We start from the raw sequence: 15,970 nt of genomic DNA on the forward strand, positions 1-15,970 counted from the left end.
CGTGGCGGCTATTTGTCCGGTGACCAGCAGAACGTCCGAGGAGGTGGCCGTGGTCTCCGCGCCGTCCGGACCGTCCGCCGCCTGCGGCGGGACTGATGCGGCATCGCGGCGGTGGCGGTGGCGGTGGCGGTGACGCCGGGCCGCCGCAGGTCCGCGCTGAGCCACTGGACGGTCTCGATCACGGTCGGGGTCCTGGTGTTCGCGCTGGTGGCGTGGACGGTCAGCCTGCCGATGGGCCTGCTGACCGGGATCGTGGCGATGACCGGGCTCTTCGACGTCGTCAGCGCCTCGCGGATCTGGCCGATGACGCCGGAGCGCACGCAGGCGGACGCGCGCCGGGAGGACTTCCGGCCGCTGGTCGAGGAGACGGTCATCGTGACGCAGGCGGTGGTCTGCCTTGTCATGATCATCGTGGTGCTGAGCCTGCACCGCAAGGACGAGCAGGCGCCCGCGGCGGCGCTGGCCCTGGTCGGGATCTTCCTGAGCTGGGCGATGCTGCACCTGATGTACACCGTCCGCTACGCCCACATGTACTACCGCGACCCCATCGGCGGGATCGACTTCAACAACGACGAGCTGCCCCGATACCAGGACTTCCTGTACTTCAGCTACGACCTGGGCATGACCTACCAGGTCTCGGACACCAACGTGTCCACCACGGAGATCCGGTCCGTGGTGCTGCGGCACACGCTGCTGTCCTACGTCTTCGGGACGGTCATCCTCGCCGGGACCATCAACCTCGTAGCGAGCCTCGCCTCAAGCTGACCATCACTGCAGCAGGGGCCGCAGGTACTCACCGGTCCGGCTGTCGGGGGCGGACGCGATGGTGGCGGGCGGGCCTGACGCGACGATCCGTCCGCCGTCGGTGCCACCGCCCGGACCGAGGTCGATCACGTGGTCGGCGCCCGCGACGACGCGGAGGTCGTGCTCGACCACGACGACGGTGGCACCGCCGTCCACCAGGTCGTGCAGGCGGGCCATGAGCAGGTCGGTGTCGTGCGGGTGCAGGCCGGTGGACGGCTCGTCCAGCAGGTAGAACGTGTCGTGCAGGCGGCGCCGCTGCAGCTCGGACGCGAGCTTGATGCGCTGCGCCTCGCCGCCGGACAGCTCGGTCGCGGGCTGCCCGAGCCCCAGGTAGCCGAGGCCGACGTCCTGGAGCGTGGTGAGGGCCCGCAGCACGGCCGGCACGTCGGCGAAGAAGCCCGCGGCCTCGTCCACGGTCAGGCCCAGGACGTCCGCGATGGACAGGTCGCGGTAGGTCACCTCCAGGGTCTCGGGGTTGTAGCGCGCGCCGTGGCAGTCGGGGCAGAGCGTGTAGGTGCTCGGCAGGAACAGCAGTTCCACCGAGACGTGGCCCTCGCCCTCGCAGGTCTCGCAGCGTCCGCCCGGGACGTTGAAGGAGAAGCGGGTCGCGCCGTAACCGCGTTCGCGCGCGCCCTCGGTTCCGGCGAAGAGCTTCCGGACGGTGTCGAACAGGCCGGTGTAGGTGGCCAGGTTGGAACGCGGCGTGCGTCCGATCGGCTGCTGGTCCACCTGGACGACCCGTCCGGGCGCGGCCTCGCCGATCTCCTCCAGCAGGCTGGACTTGCCCGAACCGGACACGCCGGTGATCGCGACGAACACGCCGAGCGGGACGTCCAGGTCGAGGTCCCGCAGGTTGTTGCGCGCGAGGCCGCGCAGTTCCAGCCGTCCGGACGCCTCGTGACCGCGATGTTCCGGGACGATCCGGTCGAACAGGTACCGCCGCGTGAACGAGTCCGGAACGTCGCGGAGCCCGTCCACGGGCCCGCTGTAGAGGATCTCCCCGCCGCGGGTGCCCGCCTCCGGGCCGACGTCGACCACCCAGTCGGCCTCGCGGACGACGTCCAGATCGTGCTCGACCAGGCAGACCGTGTTGCCGGAGTCGCGCAGCCGCCGCAGGATGCGCGAGAGCGACGCCGAGTCGGCCGCGTGCAGGCCGGCGGACGGCTCGTCCAGCACGTAGACGACGCCGAACAGGCCGGACCCGAGCTGGGTCGCGAGCCGGATCCGCTGGAGCTCGCCGCTGGACAGCGTCGGCGCGGCGCGGTCGAGGCTCAGGTACCCGAGCCCCAGCTCCACCAGCGCCGCGACGCGGGTGGCGACGTCGCCGGCGAGCGGGCCGACCGGGCCCGAATCGTCCCGGTACTTCTCCATCAGCGCGCCGAGCGCCCGCATCGGCATCCGGGACAGCTCGACGATGTCGAGGCCCGCGAAGGTGACCGCGAGCGCCTCGGGGGCCAGCTTCCGCCCCCCGCACAGCGGGCAGGTCAGCGTCTCCATGAACTCTTCGGCGCGGTCGCGCGTCCGCTGGCTGGCCGACGTCGCGTACGCCTTGCGCAGCAGCCGGGCCGCGCTGGTGTACTTGCCCTGGTACGTCCGCTGGATCCGGCCGGGCTCGCGGACCGGGTCGACGGTGACGACCGGCTCGTCCTCGGTGAACAGGATCCACTCGCGGTCCTGCTCGGGCAGCTCGCGCCAGGGCCGGTGGATGTCGTACCCGAGCGTGCGCAGGATGTCGCGGAGGTTCTTGCCCTGCCACGCCCGCGGCCAGGACGCGATCGCCCCCTCGTCGATGCTGAGCGACGGGTCCGGGACGAGCGATTCCTCGGTGACCTCGTGGATGACGCCCTGGCCCTCGCACTGCGGGCACGCCCCGATGATCGTGTTCGGGGAGAAGGCGTCCGAGTACAGGATCTCGGCGCCGTCCGGATAGGTTCCGGCGCGGGACATCAGCAGCCGCAGCGAGTTGGAGATCCGGCTGAGCGTCCCGACCGTCGAGCGGCCGGACGGCACCGACCGGCGCTGCGCCAGCGCGACCGCGGGCGGCAGGCCGGTGATCTCGTCCACCTCCGGCACCGGCAGCTGCTGCAGCAGGCGCCGCGCGTACGGCGCGACCGACTCCAGGAACCGGTGCTGCGCCTCGGCGAACACCGTCCCGAACGCCAGCGACGACTTCCCCGACCCCGACACGCCGGTGAACGCCACCAGCCTCCCGCGCGGCAACCGGACGTCCACGTTCCGCAGATTGTGCACCCGCGCCCCGGTGACCTGGATGAACCCGTCGTCTTCCAGGACGATCGCCTCCCCCGAACGCGCCCGCCGTCCCCCGGGCGGGCCCCGGCCCGTCCGCCGGGCCGCGGATCTCCATTGTCCCGGGACGCCGGCCGCGGGAACGCTCCAGGGTCGCCCGGAGGCGGTGATCACCGGAGCATGGGCTGGAGGCGTGGTCAGTGGAGCATGGGCTGGAGGATCGTGCGGGATTCCTCGGGGGTGGCGGCGCGGCCGGCGATCCACGTCCAGATGTCGGACAGGTCGGCGGGGGCGATCTCCATGCCCAGGACGGGCAGGTGGCTGACGCTGAGCCGGTCCGTCCCGGCGAAGGTGCAGACGTCGAAGGGGTAGGCCATGTCCTCGCAGAAGGGGACGTCCTGCGGGACGAGCCGCACGCTGGCGTCCTCGGCCTCGGACAGTTCCAGCAGGTGCCTGACCTGCGCCGACATCGCGTCGGTCCCCCTGCCGAAGTCGGTCAGGGCCCGCTCGTGGATGATCACTTCCAGCCGCCGCGTCCCCCCGGTCGGACGGTGGTTCTGGCGGCTCGACAGCAGGTGCCAGCCCTCGTCCACGTCCCGGTCCGGCTCCAGCTCGGGGAACACCCAGCGGAAGTACTCCTCGCACTGCGCCAGGTCGGGGATCAGCATCACCCCGTAGGTCTGGATGAGCGTCGACTCGGCCTCCACCAGCAGCACGTCCCGGTTCCGCGGCCGCAGCCGCCCCAGGTGCCGCGCCAGCCACGGCGGCGGCTCCGCCAGCCGCCGGGCCAGGTCGATCATCACCTCGGCGGTCTTCGCCGACCGGACGCCGTACCGCTCCAGCAGCCGCTCGACCTGCTCGGGACCGACGAGCGCGAAGCCGGTCTCCATCCGGATCAGCCAGTCCACCTCGCACCCGGCCCGAACCGCGGCCTCGTCATAGGAGAACTCGCAGACCTCCCGGGCCGTCCGCAACATCGACCCCAGCAGCTTCGCCAGAATGCTGGGCTCCTCGCTAGCCATCCTCGCCACGTCCCCATCGTGACCTCCCGGACGTCCCGGCACCGGACGAACAACCGAACAGGCATCACCCTCGCGCAGCGGATCCGTCCGTCAGATGCGCGTTGCGGGCGCCGGCCGGAGGGGTCTGTAAGGTGTCCTGTATGACAGGACAGCGGAGTGGACGGTCGAGCACGTACCGCGAGCGCAACTCGACCGCCGACCGGGCGTTGGACATCCTGAGCCTCTTCGACGACCGGCGGCTCGTGCTGGGCGGCCAGGAGGTCGCCGACGCGCTCGGCGTCGCCCGCTCGACCGCCTACCGGTACCTGCAGAGCCTGGTGTCGTCGGGATTCGTGGAGGAGCAGAAGCCGGCCGGGTACCGGCTCGGGCCGCGGGTGTTCGAGCTGGCGCGGCTGGCGCGCAAGGGGCTCGGGCTGTCGGAGGTCTCGCTGCCGGTGATGGAGGAGCTGAAGGAGTCGGTCGGCGAGACCGTCCTGCTGACGCGCCGGACCGGTTCCGCCGTGGTCTGCCTCGAACGCGTGGAGTCGGACCACTCCGTCCGGATCTCCTACGAGCGCGGGCACGTCCTGCCGGTCAACGCGGGCGCGTCGGCGCTGGCGCTGCTGGCGTGGGCGCCGCCGGAGGAGATCGGGAGGCTGGTCGGGGACGACGACCTCCCGCAGTTCACCGAGACGACGGTGACCGAGACGGGTCCGCTGCTGGAGCGGCTGGAGGCCATCCGGAAGGACGGCTACGCGATCAGCCGGGGCGAGCTCGACGCCGACGTGGTGGGCATCGCGGCCCCCGTCCGGGACGCCGACGGCGATGTGGTCGCGGCGGTCAGCATCGCCGCGCTGTCGCGCCGGTTGCCCCCGGCGAAGGAGCGCAGCGTCATCGTGGCGGTGGTGGCCGCCGCCGAGACCATCGGCGACCAGCTCCGGATGCTCGCCTCCTGAGCCGTCACGGCTTGAGGACGACCCGCCCGACGAGATCGGTGCTGGTCTCCAGCAATGCGTGGGCCTCGGACGCCTGGGCGAGCGGGAAGCGCGCCGCGATGCGGGTGCGGATCCGCCCGCGCGCGAGCAGGTCGAGGGCCGCGAGGGCGTCGCGGTGCCGCGCGCCGCGCACCCCGACGACGGACGGCTCCAGCCGGGTGAGGTCGGACGCGGTGATGGGCAGCGGGCCCGGCTGCCGCTGGTTCCCCGAGGCGGGGCAAAGCGTCCCGCCGAGCCGCAGGACGTCGAGCCCCAGCCGGATCAGCTCGACGTCGCCGGAGTAGTCCACGGCGTGGTCGACGCCGAGGCCGCCGGTCCACTCGCGGATGCGGCGTGCCGCCGCCGGGAGGTCGGAGGTGACGACGACCTCGTCCGGGTCGAGGGCGCGCAGGCCGTCCACCTTGTCGGGGTGGCGGGTGGTGACGGCGACCCGGGCGCCCATGAGCCGGGCGAGCCGGACCGTGGCCTCGCCCATGCCGCCGGACGCGCCGGTGATGAGCAGCGTCTGGCCGAGCGTGAGCCGCAGCCGGTCGTGCAGCAACCGGTGGGACGTGCCGTAGGGCCAGAGCGTGACGGCCGCCTGCTCCAGATCGACGCCGTCCGGGACGGGGAGCCAGAGGTTCTCGTCGCGCACCAGGTAGGCGGCGTACGAGCCGAGCGCCTGGTGGCCGGGGATCTCGATCCCGCCTGACAGGTTCCCGAGCCCGCGCAGCGTCTCGGGCGAGTACGGGTTCTCCGGGTGGACGACCGCGACCACGCGGTCTCCCTCGGCGAACCGCGTGACCGCCGCGCCTGCGGCGACCACGATGCCGGACGCCTCGCGCCCGAGCTGCTGCGGCAGGACGACCGGCTTGCGCCCGGGGTGCCTGGCTCCGGACAGGCCGCCGCTGCGGTACTTCAGGTCCCAGCCGGAGACCGAGGCGGTGTCCACGCGGACGAGGACGTCCGAGGGGCCGAGCGGGTCGAGCGGGTAGTCGTCGTAGCGCAGCTCCTCGGGCCCGCCATGCCGGAAGACCCGAACCGCCTTCGTCGCCAAGGGCACGTCGGCGGTCGTCGCGGGCACGTCGGCGGTCGTCGCGGGCACGTCGGCGGTCGGCGCGGGCTCGGCCATGGCACCCCTCCTTTCACGCGTCCTATATTGCAGGATGCGATCCCTGAAATGCGGACGCTAGCATGGCGCCTCCACGCCCGCCAGGAGTTGGCCTGTATGTCATGTAGCTTCTCCTGCATGACAGGACAGATCGCCCGGTCGGGTGCGTACCGGGACCGGAACTCCACGGCGGACCGAGCGCTCGACATCCTGCAGCTGTTCGAGGACGCGCGCCTGGTCGTCTCGGGCGCGGAGGTCGCCGACCAGCTCGGCGTGGCCCGCTCGACCGCGTACCGGTACCTGCAGAGCCTGGTGGCGTCGGGGTTCGTGGAGGAGCACAAGCCGGCCGGGTACCGCCTCGGCCCGCGGGTGCTCGAACTGGCGCGCCTCGCGCGCAAGGGCCTCGGACTGTCGGAGGTCGCCCGTCCGGTCATGAAGGCCCTGGTCGAGGAGGTCGGGGAGACCGTCCTGCTCACCCGGCGCACCGGGGTGACGGTCGTCTGCCTGGAGCGCGAGGAGGCCGACCACCCGGTGCGGCTCTCCTACGAGCGCGGCCACGTCCTCCCGATCAACGCGGGCGCGGCGGCGCTGGTGCTGCTCGCCTACGCGACACCGGAGGAGGTCTCGACGGCCATCGAACGCGACCCGCTCCCCCGGTTCACCGGCGCGACCGTCACCGAGGCCGCCGCGCTCCACGAGCGCCTCACGGTGATCAGGAAGGAGGGGCTGGCCGTCACGCGCGGCGAGCTGGACCCGGACGTGCTGGGCATCGCCGCGCCGATCCGCGGCGCGAACGAGGCCGTCGTGGCGGCGGTGAGCGTCGCCGCGCTGTCGCACCGCGTGCCGGACGGCCTCGTCCCGGCGGTCGCGGCCAAGGTCAAGGCGGCCGCGGCGGCGATCGGCGACCGCCTGCGCCTGCTGGACTCCTGATCCTCGGCATGATTTTCGCGCCCCCGCCGCCTCCCGCCACCCTCCCGCCGCATCGACGTTTCCCCAGGTCACAGCCACATCCCGTAAGTTAGGACATGTGTTCTTCTTCACAGGACACACCCTCACCAGCCGCTTCGCCCCTTGTGGCACCAAGTGCTCACTTGCATAATTCAGGACCACAATCCCGCAAAGTGGGACACCTTGAGGAGGGGAGGGTCCGATGAGGCTTGGACTTCACGGCCTGGGGAAGCTGTCCACGGCGGTGGCGCTCGCGGCGGTCTTCGGTACGGCCTGCGGGTCGGGCGACGACGGCGCGAAGAAGGCGGGGGCCGACGCCGCCGCCGCGGTCAAGGGCCGCATCGCGAACACCCCGGCGCTGGCTGCCCTCGTCGAGGCCGCGAGGAAGGAGGGCGCGCTCGACCTCACCTGGGGCCTGGACGGCCCGAAGACGGTGAAGAACCTCACCGCGGCGTTCAACACCGCCTACGGCCTGAACCTGAAGGTCACGCTCACCCCGAACCAGAACCTGCCGGCGACCTCGGCCAAGCTCGGCCAGGAGTACAAGGCGAAGTCGCCCGCCTCGTCCGACGCCTACCTCGGCAACGCCGAGCTCTCGTACGGCCTCGGCCCGAAGGGCACCGACGCGCTGGCGAAGGTCGACTGGGAGAAGATCGCGCCCTGGACGAAGGGCCAGGCCAACTCCGACGGGACCGTCCTGCCGCTGCTCGACCTGCTCCCCGGCTTCACCTACAACACGACGCTGATCAAGCCGGACGAGGTGCCGAAGACCTCGGCCGACGTGCTCAAGCTGACCAAGCCGGTCGCCAGCACCCCGTACGCGGCGCAGTTCAACGTCCTCGGCGCCAAGGACGCGATGGGCGTCGACGCGCTGCACACCTACCTGCGGAACTTCAAGGCGGCGGGCTACCTCGGCTGCGGTGAGCTGAGCCGGATCGCGTCCGGCGAGTTCGCGGGGATGTGGATCTCCTGCGGCAAGAACATCGGCGAGGTCTTCGCCGCGCAGGGCGCCCCGATCGAGACCGCGATCCTCAAGGACGCCGCGATCGTCTCGACCCGGTACGCCGGGGTGCCGAAGAACTCGCGGCACCCGAACGCCGCGAAGCTGTTCGTGAGCTGGCTGCTGACGCCCGAGGCGCAGAAGCTCGTGTTCGCCGGGGACCACGCCGACGACAGCCGCCTGCCCGGCAGCCGCACCGCCCAGCAGATCAAGGACTACGAGGCCAAGGGCGTGAAGTTCACCCGCGCCGACTACGAGTTCGCCGCCGGGCACCCCGACCTCTACAGCTCCGCCTTCAAGGGCCAGCTGATCAAGCTGCTGACGAGCAAATGAGCGTCGCCGCAAAGAGCGCACCCCCGGCCGCGCCACCGGCAGCCGCACCGCACCGCCGCCGCGTCCCGACGCTGACCGGCACGCTCGCCGTCGCCATCGCCGTCCCCGCGGCCGCGATCGTCGGGATGCTCGCGCTCGTCGCCTACCTCGGCTTCCGCGAACACGGCGAGCCCGGCGGCGCGCTCACCTTCGCCAACTACCGCGCGCTGTTCGGCGACGCGCAGATCTGGCAGGTCGTCACCAACACGATCGTGTACGTGCTGGTCGCGCTCGCCGTCGCGCTCGTCCTCGGCACCGCGCTCGCGCTGCTGGTCGAGCGCACCGACTTCGGCTGGGAGCGGACGATCAACACCGCGATGGTGCTGCGCATCCTCATCCCCGGCTTCTTCACGGCGATGGGCTGGATCTTCCTGTTCCACCCCCGCATCGGCGCGGTCAACCAGTGGCTCATGGAGGCGTTCGGCCTGTCCAGGGCGCCGGTGAACATCGTGTCGCTGGTCGGGATGGGGTTCGTGGAGGGCCTGGCGCTGTCGGCGCTGGTGTTCGCCATGGTCTCGGGCAGCCTGCGCGGCCTGGACGGTTCGCTGGAGGAGGCGGCGCGCGCGTCCGGCGCGGGCCCGTGGCGGGTGCTGCGGCGGGTCACGCTGCCGCTGGTCTTCCCCGGACTGCTCGGCGCGGGCCTGTTCGCCGGGACGATCGCCGTGTCGTCCCTCGACATCCCGCTGATCATGGGCCTGGCGAACCGGACGTACGTGTTCAGCAGCTACCTGTACGTAGCGACCAACTCGTCCGCAGGACGGCCGGAGTACGGCGTCCCGGCCGCGTTCAGCGCGGTGATGATCGTCCTGGGGCTGGCGTTCAGCCTCTGGTACCAGCGGACGCTCCGCGCCGGACGCAAGTACCAGGTCGTCGCGGGCAAGTCCCGGCGGCCGTCGCAGATCAGGCTCGGCCGCTGGCGATGGGTCGCGTGGCTGCTGGTCGCGGGCTACTTCCTCTGGTCGACGGTCCTGCCGATGCTCATGGTCGTCTGGGTGTCGCTGCTGCCGTTCGTGCAGAAGCCGTCCGCCCAGGCGTTCCAGGTCGTCTCCTTCGACAACTACCGGAACCTCGACTGGGCGTTCGTGCTGCGCGGCCTGGCGACCACGGCGAAGGTGATGGTGCTCGCGCCGACGCTCGCCGTCGTGCTGAGCCTGATGTTCTCCTACGTCGTGGTGAGGGCGCGGACGCGGTTCCGGTACGTGTACGACCTGGTGGCGTTCCTGCCGCAGGCCGTGCCGAGCTCGATCTTCGCGTTCGGCGCGATGACGGCCGCCCTCTACTGGACGAGGGGCTGGTACGGCCTGTACGGCACGCTCGTCCTGATGGTGTGCGTGATGGCGCTCGTCCAGCTGGCGTTCGGGACGCGGATGTTCAACGCCGGCCTGCTGCAGATCCACATCGAGCTGGAGGAGTCGGCGGCCATGTCGGGCGCGTCGACCTGGACGGCCGTCCGCCGGATCACGCTGCCGCTGCTGCGGCCCGTCCTCACCTACACCTGGCTCTGGCTCGCGCTGCTGAGCCTGCGCGACCTCACCGTCCCCGCGCTGCTCGGGTCGAGGGACACCCTCACCCTCTCGGTGGCGTCCTGGACGCTGTTCAACTCCGGCCAGGTCGGGCCGTCGTCGGCGCTGACGCTGCTGATGATCTGCTTCATGGCGCCGGTCGTGGTGCTCTTCCTGCTGCTCACCCGCAAGAACGAAGGAAAGGGCGTCTGATGAGGCCGCTCACGGTCGAAGGACTGCGCAAGGGATTCGCCGACCGCGGCGACACGGTCAAGGCCATCGACGACGTCGGCTTCGACCTGCGGGAGGGCGAGGTCTACACGCTGCTCGGGCCGTCCGGGTGCGGGAAGACCTCCACGCTGCGGGCCATCGCGGGCCTGGAGCGCCCGGACGGCGGCCGGATCACCATCGACGGGACGGTCGTCACCGACGGCCCGCTGTTCACCCCGCCCAACAAGCGCGACATCGGGATGGTGTTCCAGAGCTACGGCATCTGGCCGCACATGACCGTCTTCGCCAACGCCGCCTTCCCGCTCCAGGTCGCGAGGACGCCGAAGAAGGAGATCAAGGAGCGGGTCGAGCGCGCGCTGGCCGCCGTCCACCTGGACGGTTACGAAGGACGCATGTCCACGCAGCTCTCCGGTGGCCAGCAGCAGCGCCTCGCGCTCGCGAGGGCGCTGGTGCGGCGGCCCAAGCTGCTCCTGCTGGACGAGCCGCTGTCCAACCTGGACGCCAAGCTGCGCGCCGCGATGCGCGCGGAGCTGACCAGGCTCCAGCGCGAGATCGGGGTGACGACGCTGCTGGTGACCCACGACCAGGACGAGGCGCTCAGCATGTCCACCCGGATCGCGGTGATGCGGTCGGGACGGATCGTCCAGGAGGGCGCGCCGCGGCAGATCTACCAGCGCCCCGGCTCGCGGTTCGTCGCCGAGTTCGTCGGGACGACCAACTTCCTGGACGGGCGCCGGATCGACGGCAAGCGGGTCGGGACGGCGGCGGGCGAGCTGGAGGTCGCCGGCTGCCCGGACGGTGCGGCGGGCGACGCGGTGTCGCTGGCGGTGCGTCCCGAGGCGCTTGCCCTGCACCTGACCTGTCCGGCTGATACGGCGAACGTGGTCAGGGCCGAGGTCGAGCAGGTCATGTTCGTCGGGCAGAGCGTCGACTGCCTGCTGCGCGTCGCCGACAGCGTCTGGACGACCCGCCAGGACCCCGCGCTGACCGCGCTGCCCGGCGACGAGGTCTGGCTGGAACTGCCCGCCGACCGCATCTCCGTCCTCTCTTAGGCGCGGCTCCTAAGAGCCCTCAGCGCGGCAGACCAAAGGCGCGGTGCCAAGCGCGGCAGACGAAAGGCGCGGTGCGCTTCCTTGCGGCACCGCGCCTTTCGAGCTCGGGCGGCTACTGGACGGGCTGGTAGGCCGGGGTCCCGTCGTCCAGCAGGCGCGCGGCCTCGGCGTAGATCTGCTCGGCGGGCAGGCCGAAGTCGATCGACTTGCGGAACGGCTGCCGGACGTCCTTGTCGAGCCGCAGGTAGACCTCGTTGCGGTTGCCCTCGGGGTCGAAGAAGTAGATCCCGAAGGCGTTGCCGTGGGTCACCTCCTGCTGCACCTCGACGCCCTCGGCCTGGAAGGCGAAGTGGAAGGCGCGGATGTCCTCCAGGGTCTCGACCCGCCAGGAGATCTGGTGCTGCTGCCTGTCCCCGATGGCGGCCGTCCGGCCGGTCTGCAGGACGAACTCGTGGTGCTCCACGTCCGGGCGCGCGCTGAGGAACACGATGCCCAGCTCCGGGTCCTCGTCGGTGACCGTGAGGCCGAGCAGCCGCTCGTAGAAGTCCCGCATGGTGGCCAGGTCGTTGACCCACAGCCCGGTGTGGCCCAGCTCGGCGATCGCCATGACACCCTCCCCTGTTCGAAATTCAGGATTGAGATCCTGTTTAACGAGACGAACGTAACCCATTGACCGCCCCTGCCTCTAGACCTAGTCTGTAGCGAATTACAGGACGGATGACATGATTATCAGGACAAGGAGAGCGCGATGAGGCTCGTCGCCTACCTGGACGACCACGGATCCGAGGCGCTCGGCCGCATCGAGAACGGGACGGTCCGCCGCCTCCGCGGCATCGACCGGATCGACCGGACGACCAGCACGGACGCCCTGCTCGCCGCCGAGACCGAACCGGCGTCCTCGGCGGGGCCAAGCGCCGCCGGGGCCGCGCTGGACGGGCTGACCCTGCTGCCCGTCGCCCGCCCCGGGAAGATCTTCTGCGTCGGCCTGAACTACCGGTCCCACGTCACGGAGACCAAGCGGGAGCTGCCGACCTACCCGGTGCTGTTCCCGAAGTTCGCCTCGAACCTGATCGGCGCCGGGGCCGACATCGTCCTGCCGCCGGAGTCGGAGCAGGTCGACTACGAGGCGGAGCTGGCCGTGGTCATCGGCCGGCCGGGCCGCCGGATCGCGCGGGAGGACGCCCTCGACCACGTCCTCGGCTACACGATCTGCAACGACGTGACCATGCGCGACTTCCAGTACAAGACGCACCAGTGGATGCAGGGCAAGGCCTGGGACGCGTCCACTCCCCTGGGCCCCGTGCTGGTCACCGGCGACGAGATCGACCCCGGCGCGCTCGACATCAGCCTCCGCCTCAACGGCGCGGAGATGCAGGCGTCCGGCACCGATCGGATGATCTTCGACGTCCCGGCGCTGATCGCCGTGACCTCGCAGTTCACGCGGCTCGAACCCGGTGACGTCATCCTCACCGGCACGCCCGGCGGGGTCGGGTTCCGCCGCGACCCGCAGGTGTTCCTCGCGGACGGCGACGTCGTCGAGGTCGAGATCAGCGGCATCGGGACGCTCCGCAACACCGTCCGCGCCGAGAGCTGAGGAGGAGCGATGGACAGCGCCGTCGACGTCCGGATCCTGTGTCCGGGCCAGAACTGGATGGCCATCGGCAGCCTGCTCGCCAACGGCATGGGCGGCTACCGGAGCCCGCTGCCGGACGGCTCGACGATCGCCGCCGTCACCGGCACCCCGCCCGCCCGGCTCGGCATGGACGGTCCCGGACTCGTCGCGCGGGGCCGCTACCACTTCGGGATCACCACCCCGACCTGGGCGCTGCGGATGGCGTGCGAGGGCAAGGGCCCCTACCGCGAACCGCTGCCGCTCCGCGCCGTGGCCGGTTTCGCCCATGACGACCGGCTCGCCCTCGCCGTCCGCGCGGAGACCGGGATCACGAGCCTGCGGCAGATCGCCGCGGCCAAGCCCGCGCTGAACGTCTCGATGCCCGGCCGGGAGATGGGCCACCCCGCCCGCTGGGTCATGGACGAGATCCTCGGCTGGTACGGCTTCTCCCAGGAGGACCTGGAGAGCTGGGGCGGGCGGCTGCTGGACGACCGGCCGCGCTCGCAGAACTCCCCGGACGCGGTCCCCGCCGACCCGTCGTTCGACGCCGTCTTCGACGAGGCGATCATGACGATGCGCTGGCGGAAGCTCACCACCCAGTACGACCTGGCCTTCCTGCCGCTGGACGACGACGTCCTGCGGCGCGCGACCGCGATGGGCATGCCCGCCGGGGTGATCGAGAAGGGGCGGCTGCGCGGGGTCGAGCAGGACGTCCCGACCATCGACTTCTCCGGCTGGGTGCTCTACACCGCCGCCGACGCGCCCGACGAGCTCGTGCGGCTGGCCGTCCGGGCGCTGGACGAGCAGAAGGACACGATCTCGGGCCGCTTCACCGGTCCGACGCGCCCGCTGACCAGCCCGGTGGACATGCGCGAGGTGTGCCGGAACCTGCCCGTCCCGCTGCATCCGGGGGCCGAGGCCTACTACCGCGACAACGGATATCTGGAGGATTGATGGGCCTCGTCCGCGAACGTTTTGAGACCTTCCCCTTCACCGGAGAAGCCCGGATCTTCGACCGGGAGGAGGAACTGCTGCTCGCCGATCCCCTAGCCTTCCCCGATGGCCGCAAACGCGCGCGCGATCACGGACCGGTCGAGGTCGTCCACTTCGACCCGGCCTACGTGCGGCAGCCGTTCGCCCACCCGCGCGGGGTCTACGAGAGCGACTTCCTGCGGCTGGAGTGGCAGACCATGGACAACCGGCAGCCCTTCTACCACCGCAACTGCGACGTGGACGAGCTGTCCTACCAGGTCACCGGGGTCCGGTCGCTGATGACCGACTTCGGCAGCGTGGACCTGGTACCGGGCGACTTCTCCCGGCTTCCGGTCGGCGCGGCGCACGACAACTACGGCCGCGAGGACATCCACCTGCTGTTCTACGTCCCCGCCCCGGTCACCGAGACGCACCCCGCGGACCGGACTTCCGGGGTGGTCATCCCGCCGTTCGACGGCTGGGAGCCCGCCGTGATCAACGAGCTGATCACCGAATGCCTCGGCGGGACGGGGCACGACATCGTCCTGGCGCCGATGGACGAGCGCGTCCTGCTGGAGCAGGCGGCGAGGGAGACCGAGCGGCTGAAGATCCTCCGTCCCGCCGACGTCCCCGGCACCACGTGGCTCTACTCCGGTGCCGACGTGCGCATCGGACGGGTGTTCCACGAGGCGTCGGACGGGCGCGTCTACCGGCGCGTCCGCAACGCCGTGGAGATCCAGTACCAGATCTCCGGCGAGCGGACGCTCGTCACGCAGCGCGGAACGGTCCACCTGGTGCCGGGCGACTTCGTCCAGGTGCCGGTAGGGGTGGCGTTCACGAGCATCCATCGGGAGGCGAGCGCCCACATCGTCCTGAACTCGGCGCGGGAGCTGCCGCGCGTGGCGGACGCGACCGGCTTCGGCGAGCGGCTGCCGGCGAGCGCGATCGAGGCGCTGCGATGACGGCTCTGCCAGGCACGATGCTGGCCGCTCGGGCGCATGACCGGACCGGCGGGCTGGCGCTGGAGAAGATCGCCGTTCCGGAGCCGGGCCCGGAGGACGTCCTGGTGCGGGTGGTTTCGGCCGGTCTGGCGCCGAGCCTGATGAAGCTGCTCGCGCGCGGTTCGTTCAAGCACCTGCCCAGCACGCCGGGCCACGAGATCGCCGGAGTCGTCGAGGCCGCCGGCGCCGAGGCCGATCAGGGCCTGGTCGGGGCCCGGGTGCGGGTGCATCCGGTGCTGTCGTGCGGGGCCTGCCGGCACTGCCGCACCGACCGCGAGCAGATGTGCGGCTCGTCCGCCATGATCGGCCACGGCGCGCACGGGCGCGGGCCCATGCCGCTCTACGAGCGCTACCACGACGGCGGGCTGGCGGAGTACGTCCGCGTCCCGGCCCGGCTGGTCGACCGGCTGCCGGACGCGGTCGGCTTCGACCTCGGCGCCAAGCTCCACGACCTGGGCAACGCCCACCGCGCGCTGACCAGCGCCGGGATGCCGTCCGAGGCGACGCTGGTCATCACCGCCGCGACCGGGACGATGGGGACGGCGACGATCAGGCTCGCCCCGTTCTTCGGCGTGACGCGGCTGGTCCTGGTCGCGCGCTCGGCCGAGCGGCTCCGAGCGGTGCGCGCCCTGAGCACGGTCCCGGTCGAGACCGTCGCGCTGGACACCCTCGATCCGGACTGGCCCGAACAGGACGAGCTGACCGCCCGCCTGCGCGAACTCGCCCCGGACGGCGCCGACGCCGTCATCGACTACCTCCCGCAGGGATCCGGGACGGCGCAGTGCGTCTCCGCCCTCGCGACCGGCGGAGCCCTCGTCCACATGGGCGGCAACCGCACGCCGCTCCCCTTCTCGGCGCGCGACCTCCAGCACCGCTGCTGGCGGATCGTCGGCACGCGCGCCTGCACCCGCTCCGACACCGCCGCCGTCCTCCGCCTGCTCGGTTCGGGCGCCCTGACCGCCGACGAGCTGATCACGCACCGGTTCCCGCTGGCCGAGGTCAACGAGGCGCTCGCGCACCTGGAGAACCGCGACCAGCCCATCTGGATGGCGGTGGTCCAGCCGTGATCGAAGGAAGCGCGCCGAGCCGGCCAGCGAGCCGGCTCGGCGCGCGAGCCGGCAGTACCCCCTCGGAAGGACATCT

14 protein-coding genes are annotated in these 15,970 nt (G+C 71.6%); 10 read left to right on the forward strand and 4 right to left on the reverse strand.

Annotated features, from left to right (window positions below; genetic code table 11):
• The first annotated feature begins 111 nt into the window (after window positions 1-111).
• On the forward strand, window positions 112-765 hold the full coding sequence (locus tag FHU30_RS21145) for a DUF1345 domain-containing protein (protein ID WP_253878183.1): 654 nt from the start codon (window positions 112-114) through the stop codon (window positions 763-765).
• Window positions 766-768: 3 nt separating this feature from the next.
• Here FHU30_RS21145 and FHU30_RS21150 read toward each other — a convergent pair whose 3' ends face one another.
• Together FHU30_RS21150 and FHU30_RS21155 are read right to left on the reverse strand one after the other, a co-directional pair.
• A complete protein-coding gene (locus FHU30_RS21150) occupies window positions 769-3,093 on the reverse strand; it encodes an ATP-binding cassette domain-containing protein (RefSeq protein WP_253878873.1) in 2,325 nt (774 codons plus the stop codon).
• A gap of 155 nt (window positions 3,094-3,248) precedes the next feature.
• Entirely contained in the window at window positions 3,249-4,073 is an 825-nt protein-coding gene (locus FHU30_RS21155) for a helix-turn-helix domain-containing protein (protein ID WP_253878875.1), read from the reverse strand.
• A 140-nt stretch (window positions 4,074-4,213) separates the two neighbouring features.
• Here FHU30_RS21155 and FHU30_RS21160 point away from each other — a divergent pair, with 140 nt between their 5' ends.
• Window positions 4,214-5,008, forward strand: coding sequence for an IclR family transcriptional regulator (locus tag FHU30_RS21160; RefSeq protein WP_253878184.1), 795 nt, complete (start codon window positions 4,214-4,216; stop codon window positions 5,006-5,008).
• Window positions 5,009-5,012: 4 nt separating this feature from the next.
• Here FHU30_RS21160 and FHU30_RS21165 read toward each other — a convergent pair whose 3' ends face one another.
• On the reverse strand, window positions 5,013-6,158 hold the full coding sequence (locus tag FHU30_RS21165) for a quinone oxidoreductase family protein (RefSeq protein ID WP_253878185.1): 1,146 nt from the start codon (window positions 6,156-6,158) through the stop codon (window positions 5,013-5,015).
• Window positions 6,159-6,275: 117 nt separating this feature from the next.
• Between FHU30_RS21165 and FHU30_RS21170 the strand changes: the two genes are divergently transcribed.
• From FHU30_RS21170 to FHU30_RS21185, 4 genes are all read left to right on the forward strand, one after another.
• Entirely contained in the window at window positions 6,276-7,067 is a 792-nt protein-coding gene (locus FHU30_RS21170; protein WP_253878187.1) for an IclR family transcriptional regulator, read from the forward strand.
• A 220-nt stretch (window positions 7,068-7,287) separates the two neighbouring features.
• Window positions 7,288-8,418: an ABC transporter substrate-binding protein gene (locus FHU30_RS21175; RefSeq protein WP_253878189.1), complete on the forward strand. Its 1,131-nt coding sequence runs from the start codon at window positions 7,288-7,290 to the stop codon at window positions 8,416-8,418.
• Entirely contained in the window at window positions 8,415-10,172 is a 1,758-nt protein-coding gene (locus tag FHU30_RS21180; RefSeq protein WP_253878191.1) for an ABC transporter permease, read from the forward strand. The genes FHU30_RS21175 and FHU30_RS21180 overlap by 4 nt, the downstream gene beginning before the upstream one ends.
• Window positions 10,172-11,242 carry an ABC transporter ATP-binding protein gene (locus FHU30_RS21185; RefSeq protein ID WP_253878193.1) on the forward strand — a complete coding sequence of 357 codons (1,071 nt, stop codon included), beginning with the start codon at window positions 10,172-10,174 and terminating at the stop codon, window positions 11,240-11,242. Before FHU30_RS21180 ends, FHU30_RS21185 begins: the two co-directional genes overlap by 1 nt.
• A gap of 112 nt (window positions 11,243-11,354) precedes the next feature.
• Here the strand turns inward: FHU30_RS21185 and FHU30_RS21190 are convergent, their stop codons facing one another.
• The gene (locus FHU30_RS21190) at window positions 11,355-11,849 is read right to left on the reverse strand and encodes a VOC family protein (RefSeq protein WP_253878195.1); all 495 of its coding nucleotides are present in this window, start codon (window positions 11,847-11,849) and stop codon (window positions 11,355-11,357) included.
• Between the two features lie 141 nt (window positions 11,850-11,990).
• Here FHU30_RS21190 and FHU30_RS21195 point away from each other — a divergent pair, with 141 nt between their 5' ends.
• The 4 genes from FHU30_RS21195 to FHU30_RS21210 are packed head-to-tail and all read left to right on the forward strand — an operon-like array spanning window position 11,991 to window position 15,894.
• The gene (locus tag FHU30_RS21195; protein WP_253878197.1) at window positions 11,991-12,836 is read left to right on the forward strand and encodes a fumarylacetoacetate hydrolase family protein; all 846 of its coding nucleotides are present in this window, start codon (window positions 11,991-11,993) and stop codon (window positions 12,834-12,836) included.
• Window positions 12,837-12,845: 9 nt separating this feature from the next.
• A complete protein-coding gene (locus FHU30_RS21200) occupies window positions 12,846-13,808 on the forward strand; it encodes a TAXI family TRAP transporter solute-binding subunit (protein ID WP_253878199.1) in 963 nt (320 codons plus the stop codon).
• A complete protein-coding gene (locus FHU30_RS21205; protein WP_253878201.1) occupies window positions 13,808-14,788 on the forward strand; it encodes a hypothetical protein in 981 nt (326 codons plus the stop codon). Before FHU30_RS21200 ends, FHU30_RS21205 begins: the two co-directional genes overlap by 1 nt.
• Entirely contained in the window at window positions 14,785-15,894 is a 1,110-nt protein-coding gene (locus tag FHU30_RS21210; RefSeq protein ID WP_253878203.1) for an alcohol dehydrogenase catalytic domain-containing protein, read from the forward strand. Before FHU30_RS21205 ends, FHU30_RS21210 begins: the two co-directional genes overlap by 4 nt.
• The last annotated feature ends 76 nt before the right edge of the window (window positions 15,895-15,970 follow it).

Origin of the sequence: Actinomadura rupiterrae (assembly GCF_024172125.1) — a bacterium.
GTDB lineage: Bacteria > Actinomycetota > Actinomycetes > Streptosporangiales > Streptosporangiaceae > Spirillospora > Spirillospora rupiterrae.